Annotated in this window: 18 protein-coding genes and 1 pseudogene; 9 read left to right on the top strand and 10 right to left on the bottom strand. The window is 72.6% G+C overall.

All coding sequences use genetic code 11. The features are described 5' to 3' along the window. Positions 1 to 120 precede the first annotated feature (120 nt). Genes LNK82_RS34530 through LNK82_RS34515 form a run of 4 tightly spaced genes read left to right on the top strand, consistent with a single transcriptional unit; the run spans position 121 to position 5,182 of the window. Positions 121 to 1,170 carry a GNAT family N-acetyltransferase gene (locus LNK82_RS34530; RefSeq protein WP_230571120.1) on the top strand — a complete coding sequence of 350 codons (1,050 nt, stop codon included), beginning with the start codon at positions 121 to 123 and terminating at the stop codon, positions 1,168 to 1,170. Further along, entirely contained in the window at positions 1,167 to 3,479 is a 2,313-nt protein-coding gene (gene metX, locus LNK82_RS34525) for a homoserine O-acetyltransferase MetX (RefSeq protein ID WP_230571119.1), read from the top strand. The genes LNK82_RS34530 and metX overlap by 4 nt, the downstream gene beginning before the upstream one ends. Positions 3,480 to 3,485: 6 nt before the next feature. Then, complete coding sequence (locus LNK82_RS34520; protein ID WP_230571118.1) at positions 3,486 to 4,280, top strand: class I SAM-dependent methyltransferase; 795 nt, start codon at positions 3,486 to 3,488, stop codon at positions 4,278 to 4,280. Next, positions 4,277 to 5,182, top strand: coding sequence for an EamA family transporter (locus LNK82_RS34515; protein ID WP_230571117.1), 906 nt, complete (start codon positions 4,277 to 4,279; stop codon positions 5,180 to 5,182). Before LNK82_RS34520 ends, LNK82_RS34515 begins: the two co-directional genes overlap by 4 nt. Here LNK82_RS34515 and LNK82_RS34510 read toward each other — a convergent pair. The 3 genes from LNK82_RS34510 to LNK82_RS34500 form a co-directional block, all read right to left on the bottom strand. Continuing rightward, positions 5,175 to 6,227 carry a TauD/TfdA family dioxygenase gene (locus LNK82_RS34510; protein ID WP_230571116.1) on the bottom strand — a complete coding sequence of 351 codons (1,053 nt, stop codon included), beginning with the start codon at positions 6,225 to 6,227 and terminating at the stop codon, positions 5,175 to 5,177. The two genes, LNK82_RS34515 and LNK82_RS34510, sit on opposite strands and share 8 nt — an antisense overlap. Before the next feature lie 2 nt (positions 6,228 to 6,229). Further along, the gene (locus tag LNK82_RS34505; RefSeq protein ID WP_230571115.1) at positions 6,230 to 6,553 is read right to left on the bottom strand and encodes a cupin domain-containing protein; all 324 of its coding nucleotides are present in this window, start codon (positions 6,551 to 6,553) and stop codon (positions 6,230 to 6,232) included. A gap of 219 nt (positions 6,554 to 6,772) precedes the next feature. Next, positions 6,773 to 6,934, bottom strand: coding sequence for a hypothetical protein (locus LNK82_RS34500; protein WP_230571114.1), 162 nt, complete (start codon positions 6,932 to 6,934; stop codon positions 6,773 to 6,775). Positions 6,935 to 7,146: 212 nt separating this feature from the next. Here LNK82_RS34500 and LNK82_RS34495 point away from each other — a divergent pair. From LNK82_RS34495 to LNK82_RS34485, 3 genes and pseudogenes are all read left to right on the top strand, one after another. After that, a pseudogene (locus LNK82_RS34495) lies at positions 7,147 to 8,997 on the top strand (S9 family peptidase); the annotation flags it as partial. A gap of 30 nt (positions 8,998 to 9,027) precedes the next feature. After that, positions 9,028 to 9,591: a TIGR03086 family metal-binding protein gene (locus LNK82_RS34490; protein ID WP_230571138.1), complete on the top strand. Its 564-nt coding sequence runs from the start codon at positions 9,028 to 9,030 to the stop codon at positions 9,589 to 9,591. Next, on the top strand, positions 9,588 to 10,418 hold the full coding sequence (locus LNK82_RS34485) for a hypothetical protein (RefSeq protein WP_230571113.1): 831 nt from the start codon (positions 9,588 to 9,590) through the stop codon (positions 10,416 to 10,418). Before LNK82_RS34490 ends, LNK82_RS34485 begins: the two co-directional genes overlap by 4 nt. Positions 10,419 to 10,434: 16 nt before the next feature. Here the strand turns inward: LNK82_RS34485 and LNK82_RS34480 are convergent, their stop codons facing one another. From LNK82_RS34480 to LNK82_RS34460, 5 genes are all read right to left on the bottom strand, one after another. Further along, positions 10,435 to 11,160 (bottom strand): gamma-glutamyl-gamma-aminobutyrate hydrolase family protein, encoded by a 726-nt coding sequence (locus LNK82_RS34480; protein ID WP_230571112.1) that lies wholly within the window; start codon positions 11,158 to 11,160, stop codon positions 10,435 to 10,437. Beyond that, positions 11,157 to 12,494 carry an O-acetylhomoserine aminocarboxypropyltransferase/cysteine synthase family protein gene (locus LNK82_RS34475; RefSeq protein ID WP_230571111.1) on the bottom strand — a complete coding sequence of 446 codons (1,338 nt, stop codon included), beginning with the start codon at positions 12,492 to 12,494 and terminating at the stop codon, positions 11,157 to 11,159. The genes LNK82_RS34480 and LNK82_RS34475 overlap by 4 nt, the downstream gene beginning before the upstream one ends. Beyond that, on the bottom strand, positions 12,481 to 13,551 hold the full coding sequence (locus LNK82_RS34470; RefSeq protein WP_230571110.1) for a fatty acid desaturase family protein: 1,071 nt from the start codon (positions 13,549 to 13,551) through the stop codon (positions 12,481 to 12,483). Before LNK82_RS34470 ends, LNK82_RS34475 begins: the two co-directional genes overlap by 14 nt. A gap of 44 nt (positions 13,552 to 13,595) precedes the next feature. Next, positions 13,596 to 14,774, bottom strand: a complete 1,179-nt coding sequence (locus LNK82_RS34465; RefSeq protein ID WP_230571109.1) for a type III PLP-dependent enzyme — start codon at positions 14,772 to 14,774, stop codon at positions 13,596 to 13,598. 259 nt (positions 14,775 to 15,033) lie between these two features. Beyond that, positions 15,034 to 15,549, bottom strand: coding sequence for a mycothiol transferase (locus LNK82_RS34460; protein WP_230571108.1), 516 nt, complete (start codon positions 15,547 to 15,549; stop codon positions 15,034 to 15,036). 269 nt (positions 15,550 to 15,818) lie between these two features. On the opposite strand from LNK82_RS34460, the gene LNK82_RS34455 reads away from it, so the two are divergent. Both LNK82_RS34455 and LNK82_RS34450 read left to right on the top strand, forming a co-directional pair. Continuing rightward, a complete protein-coding gene (locus LNK82_RS34455) occupies positions 15,819 to 16,208 on the top strand; it encodes a helix-turn-helix domain-containing protein (RefSeq protein ID WP_230571107.1) in 390 nt (129 codons plus the stop codon). 11 nt (positions 16,209 to 16,219) lie between these two features. Further along, positions 16,220 to 16,927, top strand: a complete 708-nt coding sequence (locus LNK82_RS34450; RefSeq protein ID WP_230571106.1) for an RNA-guided endonuclease InsQ/TnpB family protein — start codon at positions 16,220 to 16,222, stop codon at positions 16,925 to 16,927. Here LNK82_RS34450 and LNK82_RS34445 read toward each other — a convergent pair. Continuing rightward, positions 16,861 to 17,985 carry a glycoside hydrolase family 43 protein gene (locus LNK82_RS34445; protein ID WP_230571105.1) on the bottom strand — a complete coding sequence of 375 codons (1,125 nt, stop codon included), beginning with the start codon at positions 17,983 to 17,985 and terminating at the stop codon, positions 16,861 to 16,863. The genes LNK82_RS34450 and LNK82_RS34445 overlap by 67 nt on opposite strands. A gap of 171 nt (positions 17,986 to 18,156) precedes the next feature. After that, positions 18,157 to 23,625, bottom strand: coding sequence for an ATP-binding protein (locus LNK82_RS34440; RefSeq protein WP_230571104.1), 5,469 nt, complete (start codon positions 23,623 to 23,625; stop codon positions 18,157 to 18,159). Positions 23,626 to 23,741: the final 116 nt, after the last annotated feature.

The raw sequence follows: 23,741 nt of genomic DNA, 5'->3' as shown, positions 1-23,741 counted from the left end.
TGACCGGTTCAGCACCTGGTGCACGGCATTGGACAACGCGGCGCATGGGGGAACATTGCGTGTGGTGACGTTACGGCGGAGCGACGCGGGCTTACCGCGGGCCGGGCGGAGGTCCGGGACATGACGACCACGACGACCGCGCAAGGCTGGTCGCTGCTCGGCGAGTTACCCGAGCGGGTGGTGTCCGGTTGCCTGTACGACTCGGCCGGTTGGCTGCGCATGTGGGAGACGACCGGCATCGAGGGCCGGTCGCGGCACGGCTACGTGCACGCCGAAGGACAGGTCCTCCCGCTCTACGCGCTGCGCAGTTCGCCGTTCTGGCACGGGTACGTCGCCCAGGCGAAGCAGGCGCAGCTGGGCAGCCGCCACGTCTTCGCGGGCTCCACGTACTCGATGTACACCAAGCGCGACGCCTTCCCGGAAGCCCTGGCACGCGGCGCGCACGCCACGGCGATGGCGTGGATCGACGCGGGCGAGGCGGACCTGCTGATCGCGCCGAACCTCACCGAGGCCGCCGCCGCCACGTGGGAGGACGCGGTCGGACCACCGGCCGGTCGGGTCAAGCTCGACCGCACGTACAGCTCCGAGCTGTCCGGCGGGTTCGACGAGCACCTCGGCCGGTTGCCCAGGAAGCTCCGCATGGACGTGCAGCGGCGGTTGCGGCGCGCGGACGAGCGCGGGCTGCGGATCGAGGTGGTGGAAGGGCCGGAGGCGCACGAACTCGTGCCGTCGGCCCTGCCGCTGGTCGTCGGCACCACCGACGAGCACGGCTGGCCCGCGTTGTACGACGAGGACACCCTCCACGCCCTGCTGCGGACGCCGGGCGCCCTGCTGGTCGTCGCACGGGTCGAGGACCGGGTCGCCGGGGTGTTCTTCGGCTTCCGGCACGACGCCGAGGTCACGTTCCTGTGCGGCGGCGTGGACTACTCCGGCCTCACCGAGCTGAGCACGTACGTGGTGATGATGTACCGCTGCACCGAATGGGCCTACGCCAACGGGTTCCGGCGGATCGAGTGGGGCCGGGACAACTACCGGTTCAAGGAGCGGCACGGGCTCGTCGGGACCGACCTGTGGACGCTGGTGTACTCGCCGGACCGGACGCCGGCGCTGGGTGCGGCCCTGGCCGAGATGCACCGCGTGATGGTGGCCTACATCGAGGGCGGGGTATGAGCCCCGGTCGCAGCCGCGCCGCACTGCTGTTCGGCGCGCTGCTGAGCGTCAACGCCTCCTACACGCTGCTCATCCCGTTCGTGCCGGACCTGGAGGAACGTGCGGGTGCGAACCCGACCGTCGTCGCGTTGACCTTCGCGGTGTTCGCGGGCGCGAAAGCGGCGGCGCAGCCGTTCGGCGGGATGTGGGTGGACCGGTGGCGACCGGGAGACGTCGGGTGCGTGGCGCTGCTCATCGCGGCGGCGGGCATCGTGGTCACGGCGATCGCGCGGGACCCCGCGATGCTGCTGGCCGGGCGCGCGTTGTGGGGTGTCGGCGAAGGTCTGGTGACACCCGCCTTGTACGCGGGCATGGCCGCGCTGTGCCGCCGTTACGACCTGCCGACCAGCCGGATGATGGGCAACTTCGGCACCTTCGCGGTGGCGGGCTTCCTGCTCGGGCCGCTGGCGGCCGGTGTCGCGGCGCCGTTCGGCCTGGACGCGTTGTTCCTGTTCGGCGCGGCCGTGACGGTGGTGACCGCGTTCGGGCTGCGGTGGGCCGTGCCGCGGGACGTGCCGCCGGTGGTCGAGTCGGAGCCGGAGGACGACACCGCGACCGGTGTGGCGACCGGCCGGTGGTGGACCTGGGTGTTGGTGCTCGGCGCGCTCGACCTGTTCACCAACCTCACCTACTCGGCGCTGGAACCCGTGCTGCCGCTCTACTTGAGCGCCGACGGCGAGGAGTCGGCGCGGGGCGCCATCTCGCTGGTCTTCGCCATCGGGCTGGCCGCGTTCGGCGTCGTGAGCTGGTTGCTGGGCCGGTACGCGGGCAGGCTCGGGCTGGTGGCGATGGCCAGGATCGGCCTGGCGCTCGCGGCCGTCGGCACGGCCGGGTTGTACGCGAGCGCCGAGGCGTGGCCGGTGGCGGTGTGCTTCGTCGTGCTGATGGTCGGCCAGGCCGCGCTGTACCTGACCGCGCGCCGGGGCGTCGTCGAACTGCGGTCGGCGATGTCCCGGCAGGGCAAGGCGTTCGGGTTGTTCGGCCTGGTGTCCGACATCGGCAACATCCTCGGCCCGCTGGTGGGCGTGGCGCTGTACCAGCTGACCGGCCGGGTGTCGTTCCTGGTCATCGGCGCGCTCAGCGGTCTGCTGCTCGCCGCCCTGCTCGTGCGCAGGTACCGCCCGGCGCCGAGCCCGCGCGTCGAGGACGGCCACGTGCGGACGGTGGTGCTCTTCGACCGCGCCACTCCGCTGGAGCTGGAGTCCGGCCGCACGCTCGCACCCGTCACGGTGGCGTACGAGACCTACGGCGAGCTGAACGACGACCGGTCGAACGCGATCTTCGTCTGCCACGCCCTGACCGGCGACTCGCACCCGGCCGCCCACCACCCGGACGACCGGCCCGGGTGGTGGCGCGACATGGTGGGGCCCGGCTGCCCGGTCGACACCGACCGGCACTTCGTGGTGTGCGCCAACGTGCTCGCCGGCTGCTCCGGCACCACCGGCCCGACCTCGCCGGGACCGCACGGCGCGCCGTGGGGCCCGGACTTCCCGCCGATCGGTATCACCGACATGGTCACGGTGCACCGCGCGCTCGTGGCCGAGCTCGGCGTCGGACGGCTGCGGGCCGTGATCGGCGGTTCGTTGGGAGGCATGCAGGTCCTCGAATGGCTGTTGCGCGCGCCCGACGACGCCGACGACTTCCTGATCGTCGCCGGCACCGCCCGGCACACCGCGGAGAACCTCGCCTGGAACGCCGTGGCCCGGGCCGCGATCCGCTCCGACCCAGAGTTCCGCGAGGGCCGGTACCCGCCGGGCGGCGGACCGGCGGCCGGTCTCGGCACGGCGCGGATGATCGGCCACCTGACCTACGTGTCCGAGGACATGCTGGCGCGGAAGTTCGGCCGTGACCGGCGGGCCACGAACGGCACGAGCCCTTCGGTGGCCACCGGGCCGTTCGCGGTCGAGGGCTACCTGGAGCACCAGGCCGCCGGCCTGGTCGAGCGGTTCGACGCGAACAGCTACCTGTGCCTGATGCACGCGATGGACAGCTTCGACGCGTTCGCCGACGACCGCCCGTGCGCGCCGTTCCGGCGCAGGCCGGGGGTGCACCTGTTCAGCTTCGACTCCGACCGCCTGTACGGGCCGGACCACGCCCGCTACATCCAGGCGAACCTCGCCGCCCGCGGCCTGCCCGCCGAGCACCACCAGGACCACACGACCGACCGCGGCCACGACGCGTTCCTGCTCGACGTGCCGCCGTACCTGCGCCGCGTCGCGGAGGTCCTGGCCCGGGAGTCGGTCGTGCGCGGCGCGGACGACGGGGGCTGACGCGCCGTGGCGGCCTGGTGGACGACGGCGTTCGACGGCGAGCGCGGCCTCCGCCGACTGCACGAGCAGGCGGCGGGGGCCACGGACGGCCAGGTGGCGCTGATCGAGCGGGAGCTGGGCCTGGCGGACGGCTCCCGCGTCCTCGACGTCCCGTGCGGCACCGGGCGGCACGCCGTGGCCCTCGCGGCGCGCGGGCATCGCGTCACGTGCGTCGACCTGAGCGAGGACTACCTGGACGCGGCCCGGCGGCGCGCGGCGGAGCAAGGCGTGACCGTGGACGCGGTGCGGGCCGACATGCGCGACCTCACCGCCCTGCCGGGCGGGTCGTTCGACGCCGCCGTCAACATGTACACCAGCTTCGGCTACTTCGACCGCGACGAGGACAACGTCCGCTCGGTGGCCGCGATCGCGCGCGTGCTGCGGCCCGGCGGGCGGCTGCTCGTCGACGTCGTCAACCGGGACTGGTTCGTCCGGAACTTCTTCCCCTCCGAGTTCGCGGCGGGCGACGGGTTCGTCGTCCGGGACCACGAGGAGGTCGACGGCGAGGTCGTCCTGCACCAGAACGCGTTCGACCCGCGCACGAGCCGCCTGCGCTGGACGTGCCGGCCCGTGGGCGCGGAGCGCGAGCACGTGGTGGTGGACTACCGGATGTACAGCTTGCACGAACTGCTCGCCGTGCTGCGGGCCGGCGGGTTGACCCCGGTGCGCACGCTGGGTGGGTACGACGGTAGGCCGTACGAGCTGTTCTCACCGCGACTGCTGTGCGTGGCCGAGGCCGGAGGCGGTCTACTGGCCGCATGACGTCACCGACCCCGGAGAACGCCGATCCGACCACCCGCGCCGGGACCGGCGCGCTGATGGCCGTCACGGCGATGATCTGCGTCCAGCTCGGGCTCGCGCTGTCGGTCGGCCTGTTCGACCGGATCGGCCCGCTCGGCACGGCCGCGGTGCGGTTGGGCTGCGCCGGTGTCGTGCTCCTGCTGCTGACGCGCCCCCGGCCCGGTCACTTCAGCCGGTCCGGTCTGCGGGCCTGCCTCCTGCTCGGCGTCGTCACCGGCGGGCTGATGGTGCTGTTCATGCTGGCCGTCTCCAGGATCCCGCTGGGCACCGCGAGCGCGCTGGAGTTCCTGGGGCCGTTGGTCATCGCGCTGGTGGGGGAGAAGGGCAGGCGGAAGTGGTGGGCGGTCAGCGCCGCCGCCGGCGTGCTGCTGCTCACCCAGCCGTGGCACGGCGGGGTCGACGCGCTCGGCGTGGTGTACGCGCTCGGCGCGGGCGCCTGCTGGGCCGGCTACATCCTGCTGACCCAGCGGGTGGGCGACGAGGTGACGGGGCTGCGCGGGCTCGCGGTGTCGATGGCGGTGGCCGCGCTGGTCGCGATGCTCGTCGCGGCGCCGGCGGACCTCGGCCGGGTCACCTGGCCGGTGCTCCTGATCGGTCTCGGGCTCGCCCTGCTGCACCCCGTGCTGCCGTTCGTGCTGGAGTTCCTCGCCCTGCGCCGGCTGACCACGTCGGCGTTCGGCATCCTGATGAGCCTCGAACCGGGCATCGCGCTCGTCATCGGCTTCCTGGCGCTGAACCAGGTGCCGGGTTACGGTCCGGCCGTGGGGGTTGCGCTGGTCGTCGCCGCCGGCATCGGCGTGACGCGCACCGGCGGGCGCGACCGCCTACCAGGGCAACCCCCGACGCGGAACGCGGTCAGCTAGCGGGCGTCCGGAACCTGGTGCGGTCGCACTCCGGGCTGCCGGGCTCGTGGTCCTCCCTCGGCGCGAGGTGGACGATCCGGCTGTCCGCGCAGCACCGGTACGCCCGCGACCGGTCCAGGCTGTGCGCGACGTTCACCCGCTTGACCCAGCGGTCGGTCCCGTCGTACTTCGCCTCGAACTCGCTGCGGCCGTGCACGACCCGCCGGTTGTTCAGCACCAGCGTGTCGCCGGAGAACATCCGCACCTCGACGACCGAACCCTCCAGCGCGGTGAACAGCGAGGCGAGCGCGGCGCGCTCCCGTTCGCCCTCCGGCGGCTCGTAGTAGACCGAGTCGGCGCGCAGGTGGGGAACGTCGGCGTCGCCGGACAGCAGCGGCACCGGCCGGTTGTCGAACGTGTCGTAGTCGGTGTAGGACGTGTCCGGCTTGAACACGTACTTGCTCTCCTTCAACGCGGCGACGGTCTCCGCCCCCAGCGCGCCCTCGTGCAGCCAGGCCAACGTCGACGTGGCGTCTTCCTTGGCGCGCACGGAGTACAGCAGGACGAAGTCGGCCCGGCACGGGTGGAACGCGTCCTCGGTGTGCCACAGCAGGGCCGTCTCGCTGCCGGAGCCCAACTGTTCGCCCCGGTCCGCGAACGTGGGCATCAGGTCGTGCACCAGCGAGCCCTCCTGCTGGCCGTGCCAGGAGAAGACCTCGCCGAGCATCGCGCCGTACAGCGCCACCAGGAAGTCCTGCACCTGCCCGGCCTTCGCGGCGCGGGCCTCGCGCCAGTCCGCGGGCGTGCGGATGCCGTCGAGCCCGTCGTGCCAGCCGCCGCGGATGACGGCGGCCACGGCGTGGTCGTCGTGCCGCAGGTCGTCCATGAACCCGGTCAGCCGACCGGGCATGCGCCGCGTGTAGGTCGGGATCGAGTCGAGGAAGTCGGGTGAGTTGCAGTCGCCGTGCCGCTCGGCGGCCTCGGTGGCGATCGCGACCGCCTCGGCGCACTCCGCCTCGGTCAGCTCGAACTCGCGGATGCCGTACAGGGTTCTCGTGCTCGTCATGATCATGTCTCCGGCTCGACTTTGGGCCACCAGAACGAAACGAACGTGAGGGGTTCGCGGCCCGTGTTCTCGATGACGTGCTCGACCTGCCGGGGCAGGGCGAAGGCGTCGCCGGCGCGCACCTCGGTGGTCTCACCACCGACGACGAGCTTTCCTTCCCCGGTGACGACGACGAAGAGCTCTTCCTGGTTGTGGAAGTCCGGGTCCGTCGCCTCACCCGGCTCGACGCGGCAGATCATCCCGCCGAACGGCGCGCCCGCCAGACCGGGGAGCTCGGGCAACTCGTGGAGGTAGGACTCCAGGAACCGGTCATTCCGCAGTCGCACCCTGGTTGGTGCTCGGACATCTACGACATCCATTGTCTCCTCCTTGTTCCGGGCATGCGAAAATAGGCGTGCACTTTCGGACGTAAGTGCGGACAGGTCTGCCCGCGGATGAGGTGGGGTGCTCGCGGAATTCACGCGCCGCCGGGGATCGCAGCCGTCGGCGCCCTCGTCCGCCGCGTGCGGCGAGGTGGTGTGAGAGCGCCGGTCACGGCGCGGTGATCAGGGCGCGGGAGGGGAGCGGGGCGCCCGCCAGCCGATCTTCGCCTCGAAGTCGTTCCTGGGCAGGCGGTCCGCCGGTGCGGTCCGGACCTGCGTCGACGCCGCCGGCCCGGACGCCACGCGCCGGTCACCGATGAGTGCGGTGCGCCGGTGGGCGCTCACGACTGCGAATCGACGGGATAGTAGGACCGGCGGGCACGGCAGTTCATTGTCAACCCCCCAGGCGTTCGACGCCTGATCACGACCTCTTGCCGACCATAGGCGATTCGCAAGATCGCCACAACGGTGGCCCATTGTATTTCCCGGGATCATGGAATTGCATTTCCCGGCCAGGCTGCCGGCCGGCCGCGGCACGACGTGGCACGATGGCGGGGATGAGCGGCAAGCAGGTCGGGCGGCATCGGTCGGCGGTCATTCCGGATCACCTGTTCGGCGACGCGGGAGCGGAAGCGGTGTGGCGCGCGCGCTTCCGGTCGGCGCAGGTGTCCGCGCCCGTTTGGGCTCACGATGCGCCGGACGCGAACCTTTATACGTCCAACGAGAGCGGCGTGTGGGAAATCCACGCCTGGGATCGGGCGACGGGATTGCGCCGGCGCGTCACCGATCGGCCCAACGGCACGGTGAACGGCGTTCCGTCACCGGACGGCGCGTGGATCTGGTGGTTCGACGACACCGACGGCGACGAGTTCGGGTCGTGGGTGCGCGAGCCGTTCGCCGGTGGGCCGGTCGAACCGGCGTTGCCCGACGTGCCGAAGGGCTACCCGGCCGGCCTGCGGATCGGGCGGGCGCTGACCGCGGTCGGGGTGTCCGGCGACCGGGGCAGCGAGCTGTTCGCCCACGCCGGCGGCCGGACCACCTGCTTCTACCGCAGCGGGGACGACGCCTCGGTGGCCGGGCTGTCCAGGGACGAGCGCCTGATCGCCATCACGCACTCCGAGCACGGCGACTCCCGGCACCCGGCGGTGCGGGTGCTCGCCACCGGTGACTCCGCCCACCGCTTCACCACCGTCGCGGAGAAGTGGGACGGGCCCGGCAAAGCCCTCACCCCGCTCGACTTCGCCCCCGCGCACGGCGACACCCGCCTGCTCCTGCTGCACGAGCGCCGGGGGCGGGCCGAGCCGCTCATCTGGGACGTCGCCGCGGACACCGAGACGGAGGTCGTGCTCGACCTGCCCGGCGAGGTGACCGCCGGCTGGTACCCCGACGGCGACTCGCTCCTCGTCCTGCACGCCCACGAGGGCCGCGGCTCGCTGCACCGGTACGACCTCACCGCGAAGCGACTGTCCGATTTGGACACCCCGCGCGGTTGGATCGAGACGGCCGCGGTGCGGCCGGACGGCGCTGTCGAGTACTCCTGGTCCAGCGCGGCGGAGCCGCCGGTCGTCCGGACGCGCCGACCCGGCGGTTCCGACGAGGTCCTGCTGACGCCGCCCGGCGAGCCCGCACCGCCGTCCGTCCCCGTGACGGACCTGTTCGTGCCGGGACCCGGTGGCCGGATCCACGCGCTGGTGGCCAGGCCACCCGACGCGCCGGAGGGCCCACTGCCGACGGTGTTCACGCTGCACGGCGGTCCGCACTACGCCGACTTCGACCGGTTCTCCGCCCACCGCGCGGTGTGGGTGGACGCCGGGTTCGCCGTGGTGGAGGTGAACTACCGGGGCTCGACGGGCTACGGCGCGGCCTGGCGGGACGCGATCGAGGGCAAGCCGGGGTTCACCGAGCTGGAGGACGTGGCCGCGGTCCACGACCGGGTCGTGCGCACCGGCCTGGCCGATCCCACGCGGTGCGTGGTGTCGGGACCGTCGTGGGCCGGTTACCTGACGCTGCTCGCCCTGGGCACCCAGCCGGACCGGTGGGCCGCCGGGGTGGCCGCCATCCCGGTCGCCGACTACGTCGCCGCGTACGAGGACGAGATGGAGCAGCTCCGCGCGTTCGACCGGGCGCTGCTCGGCGGCTCACCGGACACCGCGCCCGAGGAGTACCGGCGGTCGTCCCCGATCACCTACGTCGACGCGGTGGCCGCGCCGGTCCTCGTGCTGGCCGGGACCAACGACCCCCGCTGCCCCATCCGGCAGGTCGAGAACTACCTCGACCGGCTGGCGGGCCGCGACGTCCACCACGAGTTCTACCGCTACGACGCGGGGCACGGTTCGCTGGTGGTCGACGAGACGATCACGCAGACCATGGTCCAGGTGCACTTCGCCTTGCGCGCCTTGGCCTTGCGGCCGGGTGCGAGCCGGTGGTGGACTGGGCGGATGGAACTGCTCGACGCACATGAGCGCGCACTGGCGGGCGTAACCCGATTAGTCGAACGCATCGAGCCGGGCGAGTGGGCCAACGACACCCCGTGTACCGAGTGGACGGTCCGCGACCTGCTCAACCACCTGGTGGCCGAACAGCTCTGGGTGCCGCCGTTGCTGGCGGGGTCGACCATCGAGGAGGTCGGCGACCGGTTCGACGGCGACGTGCTCGGCGACGACCCGGTCGGCAGCTGGCGCGCGGCGGCGGGGGCGGCCCGGGACGCCCTGGTCCGCGACGGCGCGCTGGAGCAGGACGTGCACCTGAGCCGCGGCCCGACACCGGCGACCTACTACGCCTGGGAGCTGACGCTCGACCTCGCCGTGCACGGCTGGGACCTCGCCCGCGGCGTCGACGCCGGGTCGCCGCTCGACGCGGAGCTGGCCGAGGCCCTGCTCGGCGTCTTCGACGACGAGGACCAGGGCTGGCGGGAGTGGGGCGACTTCGGCACACCCGCGGCGGTCGAGCCGGACGCCGACCCACCCGCGCGGCTGGTCGCGCTCCTCGGCCGAAGGCCTTGACCGCGTTCTTCGTCCAGTTCCCGCACCCGGCGGCCGAGCACGTGCCGGCGACCGACGACATGCCGTGGAACGTCGGCGCCGCGCGGCGCAAGTTCCTCGTCGCACCCGGCCGCTACCTCGACCCCGCGGGCCGCACCGGCGACGGCGACGTGGTGTTCTGGGGCGAGTGGGAGGCGCCGTCCGCGGTCGAACGCCGATGGCCGCGTGCCGGCCGCCTGCCGCGGTCGCTGCACCGGCCGTACTGGACCCGGTCCGCGCCCGCGGGAACGCCGCACGACACCGACCCCTGGGTGTTCGGCGATCGGATGCTCTACGGCTACGGCAAACAGGTGCGCGGCCCGCACCGCCGCCGCACGGCGTTGCAGGACCTGACCACCGGCTCGGTGATCTGCTTCGGGTCCACGATGGGCGGCGAGTTCCACCTCGACACCGTCGTGGTGGTGGCGGACGCGGCGCCGTGGACACCGGCCGAGGGCGCCCACGACGTGTCCGAGGCGTTCCTGACGTGCACGGCGGGGGTGATCGTCGCCGGCGGCGTCGACGCACGCACACCCCTCACCCTCTACCGCGGCGCGACCGCCGACCGGCCCGTGCACGGCATGTACAGCTTCGTGCCGGCCCGACCGGCGCCACAGCGGTTCCCACGACCGCCGGTGCGCCTCGACCTGCTCAGGCCGAGCAGCACCCAGAGCGCCTGGGGCACCCGACGGCCACTGCCGATCGCCGCCGTGCGGGAGGCGTGGACCGCCGTCCGCGACCAGGTGCTCGACGCCGGTCTGGTGCTCGCCACCCACCTGCGGACGCCGGAGCGGCGTGCGTCCGGATGACGGTTCCCGGGAACGATCAGACGACCGCGCGCCGTGCCGCACGGGCCGCCGCGGCGGCCCCGAACCCGGTGAACAGCGCCACCGACACGAGGTCCGTCGCCGCGTACCACTCCGGATGCCACTGCACGGCGAGGCAGAACGCCGCGCCCTCGGCCGAGGCCGCCTCGACCACGCCGTCCGGCGCCACCGCCTCGACCCGGAGGCCGGGCGCGAGCCGGTCGATCGCCTGCCTGTGCAGGGAGTTCACCTCGACGCCCGGCTCGCCGAGCAGCCGGTGCAGCACGCCGCCCTCGGTCAGGCGCACCGGGTGCGCGGGCAGGTACTGCTCGTCCCGGGACAGCGAGAGGTCCTCGGTGTGCCCCGGCACGTCGCGCAGGGTCCCGCCCAGCGCCACGTTGAGCTCCTGCAAGCCCCGGCAGATGCCCAGCACCGGGACGTCCGCGCGCAGCGCGGCGGGGATGACGCTCAGCGCCAACTCGTCCCGATCGGGGTCGGACGGCCCCAAGCCCGGCTCGCCGCCGTACCACCGCGGCAGCACGTTGCTCTGGTGGCCGCCGAACACCACGCCGTCGAACCGGTCCACCACGTGCGCCAGGCCCGGAGCAGGCCCGCCGACCACGACGACGTCACAGCCTGCCACCTGCTCCAACGCCCGCACGTACACCTCGCGCACCGCCACGTGCGGCACGCCGTCCACCTGCTCCGCCGCGGCCGCGAGGGCGACGAGCGGCTTGCCCGTCACCCGGCCACCGCCAGCGCGCCCGCCAGGTCGGCGATGAGGTCGTCCACGTGCTCCAGGCCGATCGCCAGCCGGATCGACCCGGGCGACACACCCGCGGCGAGCCGGTCCGCCTCGGGGAGCTGGGCGTGCGTCGTGGACGCGGGGTGGGTGGCCATCGAGCGCACGTCGCCGATGTTCGTCACGTGCGAGATCATCCGCAGCGCCTCGATGAACCGCGTGCCCGCGCTCAGCCCGCCCGCCAGCTCGAACTGCACCAGCGGACCGCCGTTGCCGCCGGTGTAGCGCCGCAGCCGCTCGACCTCCTCGGCGTCGCCGAGGCCGGGGTGCCGGACCGCGACCACCGACGGCTGCTCGGCCAGGTACCGCGCCACCGCCTCCGCGTTCTCGCCGTGCGCCCGCATCCGCAGCGGGAGCGTTTCGATGCCCTGGAGCAGCAGGAACGCGTTGAACGGGCTGAGGCACGGCCCGAGGTCGCGCATCAGCGTCTCGCGGGCCTTGAGCAGGAACGGGCTGCGGCCCAGCGAGCTGTCCAGGTTCGCGCCCGCCTCGGTCCAGATCACGTTGCCGTGCGCCGGGTCCGGCTCGGTGAGCAGCGGGTGCCGTTCGGCGTGCCGCGCCCAGTCGAACCGGTTGGAGTCCACGATCAGGCCGCCCAACGCGCTGCCGTGGCCGCCGATGTACTTCGTCGCCGAGTAGACCAGGATGTGCGCGCCGAACTCCAGCGGGCGGCACACCAGCGGCAGCATGGTGTTGTCCAGCACCAGCGGCACGCCGAGCTCCTCGCCGATCGCGGCGACCTCCTCGATCGGGAACAGCCGCAGCTTCGGGTTGGGCAGCGTCTCGCCGAAGTAGCACCGGGTCCGCGAGTCGGTGGCGTCGGCGAAGTTCCGCGGCTTCTCCGGGCTGACGAACCGGGTCTCGATGCCGAACCGGGCGAACGTGTTGGCCAGCAGGTTCCACGTGCCGCCGTACAGCTCGTTGGAGCTGACCACGTTGTCGCCCGCCTGGCACAGGTTGAGCAGCGCCAGGGTGATCGCCGCCTGGCCGGAGGAGACGGCCAGTGCCGCCGGTGCGTCGTCCACCGCGGCGATCCTGGCCTCCAGCACGTCGCACGTGGGGTTGTTCAACCGCGTGTAGGCGTGACCGTCGACGCGCAGGTCGAAGATGTCGGCGGCGGTGGCCGCGTCGGGCAGTTCGTACGCCGCGGTCTGGAAGATCGGCGTCACCACCGGGTCGGTGATGCCCAGGCGCAGCTCGGCCCCGCCGTGCACGACGCCCGACTCCACCCGCCGGTAGACCTTCCCGGTCGACCTCGGCCGCTCAGGCGGCGACATGAGGCTGCTCCGGCTTGTAGGTCATCGACTCCACGATGGCGCTGATGGCGCTCTGCTGCCCCTCGGGCCCCTTGGTGAAGAGGCCGCCCAACTGGCGGTCCACCGCCGCGTAGTTCGGGTCGGCCAGCCGCACCAGCCGCGCCTTGCCGAGGTTCCAGAACGGCGTGCGCGGGTCCAGGTGGTGCTCCAGGTGGTAGTTGTCGTTGTGGATGCCGGTGAGGAACTTCTCCCACGTGCGGCTCTTGCGGTTGCGCGTCATGTAGAGGTCCACGTTGGAGTCCCGTACCAGGGGCGTGTGCTCGGACAGCTCGATGTACCAGCCCAGGATCTGGAAGCTGGTCAGGTAGGGCACCACCCAGAACAGCAGCAGCTCCAGCGTCCAGCCCTGCGACGCGCACACCGCGACGACGGTCGTCCAGAACGCCCAGAAGCCGACCCGGTCGAGCACCCGCTTGCGCTTGCTGATCGGGGTCTGCGGGGTGTCCGCGGACCGCACGCGGCCTTGCTTGAGCAGTCGGTAGCGGTTGCGCACCAAGTACTTCAGGTAGGCCCACGTCTGCGTGCCGAACAACGGCATGACGACCGTGCGGAGCACGTACGCGCGAGGGGAGGACATCTCGTAGGCCCGCTGCTCGATGAAGAACCTCAGGTCCGGGTCGCCCTCGGGGTTGCCCAGCTTCGGGTGGTGCGTGAAGACGTGGGAGATCTTGTACGCGTAGTGCTGCTGGAAGATCGGGTACGCGGTGAGCACGGTGCCGACGAACATCTGCACCTTGCGGTTCGACGCGCCGATGCCGTGCGCGCAGTCGTGCAGGATGGTCGACAGCCCTCGCTGACGGGCGCCGATCACGAGCACCGCCAACGGGTAGAACCAGTAGGAGACGCCCAGGCACAGCCAGGCGCAGAAGGCCATCCAGACGACGTCCTCCAGCCAGGCCAGCGCGGCGTGCCAGTTGTCGCTGCGGTTGAGCTCCTTGATGCCGGTCTCGACTTCCTTCGGGAAGCGGTACATCCGGTAGCGCTTCCCGTCGAACGCCCAGGTGTACTCGTCGGACATCAGCGGCTCCTCTCCCACGAAGGTTCCGTTGTGGCGCACCGATTTCAGTCGTCGGTGGCGCCGAAGCAGTGGCTGGGCAACGGCGGGAAGCCGTTGAACCCGACGGACGCGTACGGCGTCGTGTAGGCGCCGGTCGCGAGGATGTCGACGTGGTCGCCCGGTCGCAGGTCGACCGGCAGCGACACCGGTGTGCGCTCGTACAGGACGTCGGTGCTGTCGCACGTCGGTCCCGCGAGCACGACCGGGGCCGACTCGTCGGCGAACCGGCCGTCGGCGCGGACGGCGACGACAGGGAAGGAGATGGCCTCGTCCTCGGTCTCGACCAGGCCGTTGTACCGGCCGACGTCGAGGTAGACCCAGCGCAGGCCGTGCTCCCGCTCGGTCACCAGCACGACCTCGGACCGGATCATCCCGGCGTCACCGGGCAGGTACCTGCCCGGCTCGACGATCAGCGTCGGCCGGGTCGGGAAGGACTCCGCGACGGCCTGGTCGATCGCCGCGAAGTAGCTCCGCAGCGCGGGCACGGTCTCCTCGTAGCGGACCGGCAGGCCGCCGCCGAGGTTGAGCAGGTCGAGCTCGACGCCCTCGGCGGCCAGCTTGGCCGCGACGCGCGCGGCGGTGGCGACGCCGGTCGCCCAGCTGGCCGGCTCGCGTTGCTGGGATCCGACGTGGAACGTCGTGCCGCGCGGCGTGAGCCCGAGCGACACCGCGTCGCGCAGCAGCGCGACCGCGTCCTCCTCGGTGCAGCCGAACTTCCGGCTGATCGGCCACTGCGCGCCGGTCGTGTGGACGATGAAGCGGCAGCAGACCTCCGCGCCGGGTGCGGCCCGGGCGACCTTCTCCAGCTCCGCCGCCGAGTCGATCGAGTAGAGCCGGATGCCGCGCTCGTGCGCGTAGCGGATCGCCGACTCCTTCTTCACCGTGTTGCCGAACGAGATCGACACCGGGTCCGCGCCCGCGGCCAGGCAGGCGTCGATCTCCCCGACGCTGGCGACGTCGAAGCCGCAGCCGAGTTCCACCAAGTGCCGCAACAGGTCCGGGTCGGCGTTGGCCTTCACGGCGTAGTAGACGGCGGCGTCGGGCAGGCCCGCGCGCAGTTCCCGGTGCCGTGCGGTGACGACGTCGAGGTCGATGAGCAGGCACGGCGTCTCGGGCCGCGTGGCGTCGAAGAACTCGCGATGCGCCGCGTAGAGCGCATGGTCCACCGGTCGGTCGTCGGTCAACGTTGAAGCCTTCCACCCCAGGCGGCGGCGACGTGTGGTCCGGCCTCGGAACTGGGCTGCAAGACACCGCCGTCGTGACTGGCGGTCATCATGCCGACGGCCCGGACGCGGTGTCAACGAATGCCCGCGCCATGACTTCGGAATACCTTCCGGCTTGGAATTCCCCCGTCTGCCAACGATGTCCGGCCGCACGACCGCGGAGGAAGCGCTCGCCGGGCGTGCCGGACCTCGGGAGCGTCGAGGCCGCGTCGACCTGAGGTCAGTCCGCGGGCAGCACGCCGCGCACGAACGCGGCCTGACCGACGTGCTGGAGGTCGTCCTCGATCACGCTGAGCAGCCGCACGGCCAGCGTCACGGGCGGGTCCCACGACTCGTCGACGACCCGCGTCAGGTCGTGACCGCTCACGCCGCCCAGGTAGGCCGCGGTGCGCTCGTGCACCGCCCGGTGGTAGTCGCGCAGCAGGTCGGCGGGCGCGTCGACGGCGGCGACCTGGTCGCCCCGGTGGCCGTAGCCGGTGTCGTCGGCGGGCAGCGGCAGGTCGAAGCGCTCGGCCCAGCCGTCGGCGAGCCAGACCTGGTCGGCGCCCGCGACCTCCGCCACGTGATCGTCCTGCACCCGGGTCAGGTGCCAGACCAGCCACGCGATCGAGTTGGCCGAACCACCCACCCGGTACGTCAGCCGCGGTCCGGTGAGGCCGTCCAGCACGCGTTCCACGGACTCGCGGACGCGCCCGAACCCGTCCAGCAGCACCTCCACCGCGGTGACCTCGGCCATGAGCCGCCCTCCGTCCGTCGATGCCCGGCACGCTACCGCCGGTCCGCGAGCTCCGCGGGCCGAGCGGCAGCGCTGCGGGAGGATGGTGACGGGTCGGTGGTCGCGGAGCCGCTACCGGATTGCGGGCCAGTGCTCCGCTCTTCAGAGCGGGGTGAAGGCCCGCGCTGGGAGCCGCCAGGCCCGAGCAGTGCCTTGGACCGGCCGGTTCTGCTGCTCGGTGTACTGGCTGAGCACGCTCGGCGGTGCGCCGCTGACGGAGCCGATACGTCGTGGTCGTGCAACTCCGGTACAACTTCCGTGTCGAGCCGACGCTGGGCCGGCGCATCGCGTTGGCCCGGGCGTTCGGCTGCGCGCGGGTGGTGTTCAACGACGGGCTGCGCGCACGCCGAACGGCGCGGGACGGGGGCCTGCCCTACATCCCGGACGGGGAGCTGTCCAAGCAGGTGATCACCCTGGCCAAGACCACCCCGGAACGAGCGTGGCTGGGTGAGGTCTCGGCGGTGGTGCGGGTCCGCTGGTCCAGGAAGCTGCCCGCCCCGCCGTCGTCGGTGACGATCGTCGAGGACGCCGCCGGTCGGTACTTCGCTTCCTTCGTCGTGACCGCCCCCGACGTCCCGCTGCCCCCTGTCGACCGGGAGGTCGGGATCGACCTGGGCTGACGTACTTCGCGGTGCTCTCCGACGGTCGCAAGGTCGCCGCTCCCCGCTTCCTCCGCAACGCCGCACGCCGGTTGCGGAAGTTGCACAAGGCCCTCTCCCGCAAGCAGAAGGGGTCGGACAACCGCCGCAAGGCCGTCGTCCGGGTAGCTCGCGCGCACGCGCGGGTCACCGACGCGCGCCGGGATCTCCACCACAAGCTGGCGACCACGCTGATCCGCGACAACCAAGCGGTGCACGTGGAAGACCTCGCGGTGGTCGGTCTCGCGAGCACCCGGCTGGCCGGGTCCGTGCAGGACGCCGGCTGGTCGGCGTTCGTGTCGATGCTGGAGTACAAGGCAGCTCGGCACGGCCGCGGCTCCCGGCGGGTCGACCGGTGGTTCCCCTCCACCCGCGCCTGCTCGACCTGCGGCCTGGTTGGCGCGAAGCTGCCGCTGGACGTCCGGTCGTGGACGTGCCGGTGCGGCGCCGTCCACGACCGGGACGTCAATGCGGCGATCAACATCCCGGCGGCCGGACGAGCCGACAGACCAACGCCTGTGAGCCGATGTCAGACTCGGGCCCGCCCGAGCAACCGGCCGCGAAACAGGAACCCACCGGAAGCGCGGCGTAGCCGCCCAGACCGGAATCCTCCACGCTCACGTGGGGGAGGGCGTCAATCGAAGAACTTCAGGCTCCAGCCGGTGTCGGTGGTCGCGCCCGGCACGTTGGCGCGGCGGTAGGTCGTGTCGCCCCACCAGGCGAACGTGCCGGTGTACCAATAGCGGTTGTCCCAGTGGTAGGGCGTGCCCTTGGGCACCGCGTGGTACATCATCGGGAACTTCGGGCCGGGCGGCGGGCTGGTGGCGATGTCGCCGTCGAGCAGGACGAACGTGTGGTGACCGGGCCCGTTGACGTGCAGCGTGGGGTCCCAGCCGGTCATCATGGTCGCCCGGTTGGAGCCGAACAGGCAGCCGTTGGACTTGTACCAGTCCCACACGTGGGTGGGGTCGCCGCCGAGGCGCAGCCGCAGGTCCGCCAGGCAGTACTGCTCGCTCCAACTGCCGTTGGCCGAGTACACCACGTGCAACTGGCCGTTGGGGTCCTTGATGACCTCGGGCGCCTCGTTGATGAACGGGTTGCCGACCACCCGTTCCCACGGCTCGCGCGGCTGGGAGATGACGTAGCGGTTGCCGACGGCCGTGAGCGGGTCGGACATGCGGGCGATGTAGAGGTTCTGCTCGACGTTGGTGGTGCACTCCCACCCGGACCAGATGAAGTAGCGCTGACCGTTGAACGTCACCGGCACCCCGTCGATGGCCCACCGGTCACCCGGCAGGGCTAGGGAGACCTCGCCGGTGTAGCCGGAGTCCGGGGAGGCCGAGCTGATCGCGTACATGCGGTGCGCCGCGTCGTTGCCGGCCGTGAAGTAGATGTAGTACCGACCGCTGTCACGGACGATCTCGGGCGCCCACACCGAGCCGAGGTTGCGCGCGTCGCGCCACACGAGGCGCGCGGGCGCGGCGGCCAGCCCGTCCGGGGACGACGCCTGGCGGACCTGGATGCCGCCACCGCCCACCTGCGCCGAGACGTAGGTGCCGCCGACGCGGATCACGCTCGGGTCGGCGGCGCGCAAGGGCGTTCGGCCCAGCGCGGAGACCTCGCAGGCGTCCGGCGTCGTTGGTTCGACGGCGGAGGCAGGCTGGGCGAGGGCGAGGGTGGCGACGACAGCGGTCGCGGCGGTCGTGAGCCGCCTGATCCGTGCGGGGAACGTCCGCGGGGTGCTCGAGGAGAGGCGCATGGGACTCCTTGGCGGTACAGCGACAGCGGTACATCGCGATGTGAGAGCGCTCTCACTCGGAGGCTAGTACGGCGATCTTCCACCGGGAAGGGGCGCGGTGGAAACCGGCCCGATCCCGGCACGCGACGAGGGGGCGGCACCGCAGCGCCGCCCCCTCGTCATCGCCACCCGCTACGCCAGCCGGGACTCCAGCGCCTGGATGATCCTCGGCCGGAGCTCGACGGCCGGGACCACGGCGTCGACCGAACCGACTTCGACCGCGCGGCCGATGCTGTGGATCCGGTCGAACTCGCGCGCGATCTCGCTCTGCTTCTCGGCGCGGACCGCGGAGCGCACCTCGTCGAGCTCGGCCGCCAGCGCGGCCCGGTCGGCGCCCGTCGCCGCCGCGCTCCTGGCCTCCAGGTCGCGGACCCGGGAGTCGGCCGCGGTGCGGGCCGCGACCTCGCGCGTGAACACCACCGCGGCCGCGGGCGCGCCACCGAGCACGGAGGCGAACGAGCCCTCCACCGCGAGCACGGTCATGTTCGGGTTCAGCGCCTTGGAGAACACCACGAACGCGCCACCGTGGTACCGGGAGATCACGCAGAACACGATCGGGCCCCGGAAGTTCACCACGGCCCGGCCGATCTCCGCCCCGTACTCCAGCTGGAGCTCGCGCATCGACTCAGGCGAACCGTCGAACCCGGACAGGTTCGCCAGCACCACGACCGGCCGGTTGCCGCTGGCCGCGTTGATCGCCCGCGCCACCTTCTTCGACGACCTCGGGAACAGCGTGCCCGCGGTGTAGGTGTCCGGCCCGTCGGTGGGCGGGAAGCCGCGCCGCTCCACCGGGCGGGACTCGATCCCCAGCAGGGAGACCGGGATGCCGCCCAGGTGCACGTCCTGCACGACCGCCGTCTCGGCGTCGGCCATGCCCGCCCAGCGCTCCAGCACCGGGCGGTCCTGGTCGGCCAGCGCGCGCATCACGACCCGGATGTCGAACGGCTTCTTGCGGTCCGGGTTGTCCTGCGCGGAGAAGATCTGCCCGACCGTGGTGAAGTCGCTGCCGGCCGCCTGGTGCGGGTAGCCGGTGACGTCGCGGTCGTGCGGATCGGTCGTCGCCACCCGGCGCGGGCCGTCCTCACCGGGTGCGACGTAGGTGTGGTCGTAGTAGGCCAGCAGCAGGTCCCGGGCCGAGGGCAGGTCCGGCGCCCAGTACTGCGCCTGCCCGTTGGGGCCCATGACCCGGTCGTAGCCGCCGATGCCGAAGTTGTCCTCGGCGGACACGCCGCCGGAGTAGTCCAGCGACTGCTTGCCGGTGAGCACCATGGCCGAGTCCGGCGTCATGACCAGGACGCCCTTGGTGTGCATGAGCATCGTGGCCTCGGCGTTCCAGTACGGCTGGGCGCCGACGTTGATGCCCGCGACCACCACGTTGATCTCGCCGCCGCCCTGGGTGAACTCCACGATCCGCTTGAGCGCGGCGGCCACCCAGTCCATGTTCTCGGTGCCGGACTCCATGGAGATCCGGGCGCCGGCGGACAACGCGTACCACTCCACCGGCACCTGGAGCTCTTCGGCCAGGTCCAGCGCGGCGATCACCCGGCGGCACTCCGGTTCGGACAGCGCGCCGAGGGAGTCGGTCGGGTCCCCGAGCAGCACGACGCGCTTGACGCCCTCCGGGTGCCGCGCGGTCGGCGTGCTGACCACGCCCGCGACCATGGCGGCGGTGTTGCGCCCCTTGGGACGGTCCACCGGCGCGAGCGCGTGGGTCTCGTCCAGGTCGTACTCGGTGAACTCGCCGATCATGCCGGTGATCTCGTACGGGTACACCGTGTTGCGGCTGCTCGCCCGCAGCACCTTCTGCCGGTAGCCGTCCAGCGGCGGGATCGGCGCGTCGGACGGCTCGCCGATGGACAGCGCCGGGGTGCCGGTGGCGTCGAAGGAGATCCGCAGCGCGACCCGCACCAGCTCACCGGACGGGAGCCGCTGCCGCAGGATGAACTCGATCTCCTCCAGGCCCGCGCCCGCCGTGGTGGGCAGGATCCGCTTCGCCAGCATCTCCAGCTCCTCGCGGGTGATGTCGCTGGCCGGCCAGACGTAGACCACGATGCGGTTGGTGTTGAACCGCGCCGACGACGACCGCAGCGACTGGGCGCGCCGGATCGAGTCCAGGCAGGTGGCCAGCGTGTTCTCCGCGGTCGGCAGCGCCGCGAGGCGGCCGTCGTGGTCGCGCAGGGCCACCAGGTCCCGGATCTGGCTGAACGCCACGATCCGCTCGTCGGCGCGGTTGTCCCGGGCGACGCAGTGGAACAGGTACACGTCCTCGTCGGAGGACGGCTGCCGCGTGAGGTCGAACTCGCGCAGCCGTTCCAGCTGCATCCGCTGGGCGATGTACGGGTGCAGCCCCCGGATCAGCCGGTCCTCGGCCATCCCGGGCTCGGCCATCCCGAACACGGCCGGTCGGAACGTCACGTGCTGGTGCCCGACCGCGCCGCCGCGGCCCGCGACGGTGAGCGTGAGCCTGCGGACCTGCTCCGGCAAGGGGTGCGAGCCGACCACGGCGGCCAGTGCGGCGGCCAGTTCGGCGGCGTCCTCCGGCTGGTCGCGCCACGCCAGGTAGACGTCGGCCTCCAGCGTGCCCGTGCCGGCCGCCAGGGTGCCGAGGCTGCGCAGCGCCTCGCCGAGGTCGTCGTGGCTGGTCGCGGTGGACACGACGGTGAAGTCGGTGCGCTCGGCGGTCACGAAGGTGCGCTCGCCGACCGTGCTGGTGCGGATGTCGACCAGGCGGTTGTTGCCGTAGTACCGCCGGGTCAGCACCTCCAGCATCAGCGCGTTGTCGAGCGGGCTGCGCTCCAGGTACTGGCTGAACAGCCGCACGAGCGGTTCGGTGGTCCGCACCATCCGGGCGACCCGCTCGTCGCGGTCCGGCGCGTCCGGGTGCTCGGTCAGGTACCGCACGTGCTTGCGGACCTCGGCGTACGTGCGGGCCCGGTTGCGGCGCAGCAGCGGCTGGCCGAGCCAGGCGAACACGACGCCGCGCGCGAGGTCGGAGACCGCGGGGAACCGCACCTGGGTGGCCGAGACCAGGTGCTCCAGGGCGAGCCCGACCGTGTCGCGCAGCGCGTCGTCCGGCGGCGCCTCGTTCAGCCAGGACCGCAGGATCGCCGCGACGACCCCCGCGTCGGCGGTGGCGCGCTGGAGGGCGAGGAAGATCCGGAAGACGGCGGCTTCCAGCTCCGGGGTGCGGTCCAGGCTGGTGACGCCGTAGTGGGCGAGCGCCTTGGCCAGCTTGCGCTGGAAGCGCTCCGGCAGGCCCGAGCGCTCCACGTCCAGGCTCTGCAGGTAGGTGTGGAAGAACTCGCGGGCGCTGTGCACGTGGCCGCCGCCGCCGGTGTCCTCGCCCGCGGGGCGGTTGCGGCTCAGCTCGGCCAGGTCGGCGAACGCCGTGAGCAGGGCGACCTCCCCGGACAGGGGCCGGCGGCCCGCCGCGGTGGCCTCCTGCCGCGCGTCGAGGTAGTCCCGAAGCACCCTCGCGTCGTCGTGCGGGTCCACGTCGAAGCCGAGCAGTTGCCCGCGCAGCTCCTGCAAGCCGCGCTCGACGCGGTCGGCGAGGGACGCCTCCGGGAGCGGGGCGAGGTCGAGCTCGACCGGCTGGTCGGCCGCGGTGTCGGCGACGTCGTTCTCGGCGAGGGGCTCCAGCCGCAGCAGCGGCGCGCCGCTCGCCACCTGGCTGTTGACGGCGACCGCGCATTCCTTGACGCGGGCGGCGAACGGAGCGCGCAGCACCGTCTCCATCTTCATGCTCTCCAGCACGAGCACCGGCGCACCGGCCTCCACCTCGTCGCCGACCCCGACCGGGGTGGCCACGACGAGCGCGGGCGCGGGGGAGCGCAGCACGCCGCCCTCGTCCCGGCTGACCCGGTGCGCGACGCCGTCCACCTCGATCAGCACCACCGGCCCCGTGGTGCCGATGAGCAGGCGGTGACGGGTCCCGTTGACCCGGATCTGCCCGGAGTGCAGGTCGAACCGGTCCAGCTCGACGTCGGCGGCGCCGACCTTGGCGCCTGCCTCGATGCCGACCCGGAACCGCTGCGCGCCGACCCGGGTCACCCGGACCCGGTACGTGACGCCACGCAGCTTGAAGTCGAGGCTGCGGCCGTGCTCGTGCCGCACCTGCGGCCGGCCGCCGAACGCGGTCGACAGCAGTCGCTGCTGCTCGGCGCCCTCTTCTTCCTCGTAGGCCTGGATCGCGGCGGTGGCGACGGCCACGGCGGCGTGGCGGTGCGCGACCAACCTGCCCTCGCCGCGGACCCGGTCGATCCAGCCGGTGTCCGCGCTGCCGTCCAGGACCTCGGGCTGGTCGAGCAGGTCCAGGACGAAGCTCTTGTTGGTCGCGCCGCCGTCGATGACCACCGTCGTGTTGCCCATCGCCCGGCGCAGCCTGCCGAGCGCCTCGCTCCGGTCGCGCCCGTGGGCGATGATCTTGGCGATCATGGAGTCGAAGTCCGCCGGGATGGTGTCGCCCTCCCGGACCCCGGTGTCCACCCGGATGCCGGGGCCCGAGGGCAGGGATAGCCGGGCGATGCGCCCCGGCGACGGCGCGAAGTCCCGGTCGGGGTCCTCGGCGTTGAGCCGGGCCTCGACGGCGTGTCCGCGCTCGACCGGCGCCACGCCCTCCAGCCGGTTGCCGGCTGCCACCCACAGCTGGGCCTTGACCAGGTCGAACCCGGTGGTGGACTCGGTGATGGGGTGCTCGACCTGCAGGCGGGTGTTGACCTCCAGGAAGGCGAACGTCCGCTCGCCGGGGTGGTACAGGAACTCCACGGTGGCCGCGCCCCGGTAGCCGACCGCGTTGGCCAGCCGCTCGGCGGAGGCCTTGAGGTCGGCGGCCTGGTCGGCGGCGAGCACCGGGGACGCCGACTCCTCGATGATCTTCTGGTTGCGCCGCTGGACGGAGCAGTCGCGCACGCCCAGCGCCCACGCCGTGCCCTGACCGTCCGCGATGACCTGCACCTCGACGTGCCGGGCGCCGGTGACCAGGCGTTCGAGGAACACGACGCCGCTGCCGAACGCCCGCGCGGCCTCCTGGCTCGTGCGCTCGTAGGCGTCGGTCAGGTCCGCCTCGTTGGTGACCACGCGGATGCCGCGCCCGCCGCCGCCCGCGGTGGCCTTCAACATCAGCGGGTAGCCGATCCGGGCCGCGGCGGCCAGGGCCGCGTCCAGCGACTCCACCGGACCCCGGCTCCACGGGGCGACCGGCACGCCGACTTCCTCGGCGAGCAGCTTGGCGCCGATCTTGTCACCGAGCCTGCGCATGGCCTCGGCGCTCGGGCCGACGAACGTGACCCCGACCTCGTCGCAGAGGGAGGCGAACGCGGGGTCCTCGGCCACGAAGCCCCAGCCCGGCCAGGCCGCGTCGGCGCCGGTCTCCACCAGCGCCTTCTTGAGCACCTTCAGGTCGAGGTAGGGGCGGGTGGACGCGGGCCCGAGGTCGTAGGCGACGTCCGCCTCGTGGACGAACGCGGCGCCGCGGTCGACGTCGGTGTGCAGGGCGATCGTCTCGATCGCGGCACCTGTCTCCTCGGCCAACTCCCGGGCCGCGTGGATGAGCCGCATCGCGGCTTCTCCTCGGTTGACGATCGCGATACGGCGGAACATCCGACCGGTCATTCCCTTCTGTACGTGCCCTCGGGCCTGTGGTGCCGATCCGGGCCGCGTCCGTGCTCTTCCCGGGCCGACCCGCGCTGTGCCGTGGCCGGCCTGGGAAGACTACG

Origin of the sequence: Saccharothrix luteola, assembly GCF_020859565.1 — a bacterium.
Lineage (GTDB): Bacteria > Actinomycetota > Actinomycetes > Mycobacteriales > Pseudonocardiaceae > Actinosynnema > Actinosynnema luteola.
The sequence above is the reverse complement of the archived record's forward strand: the minus strand, read 5'-3'. Positions and strand labels throughout refer to the sequence as shown.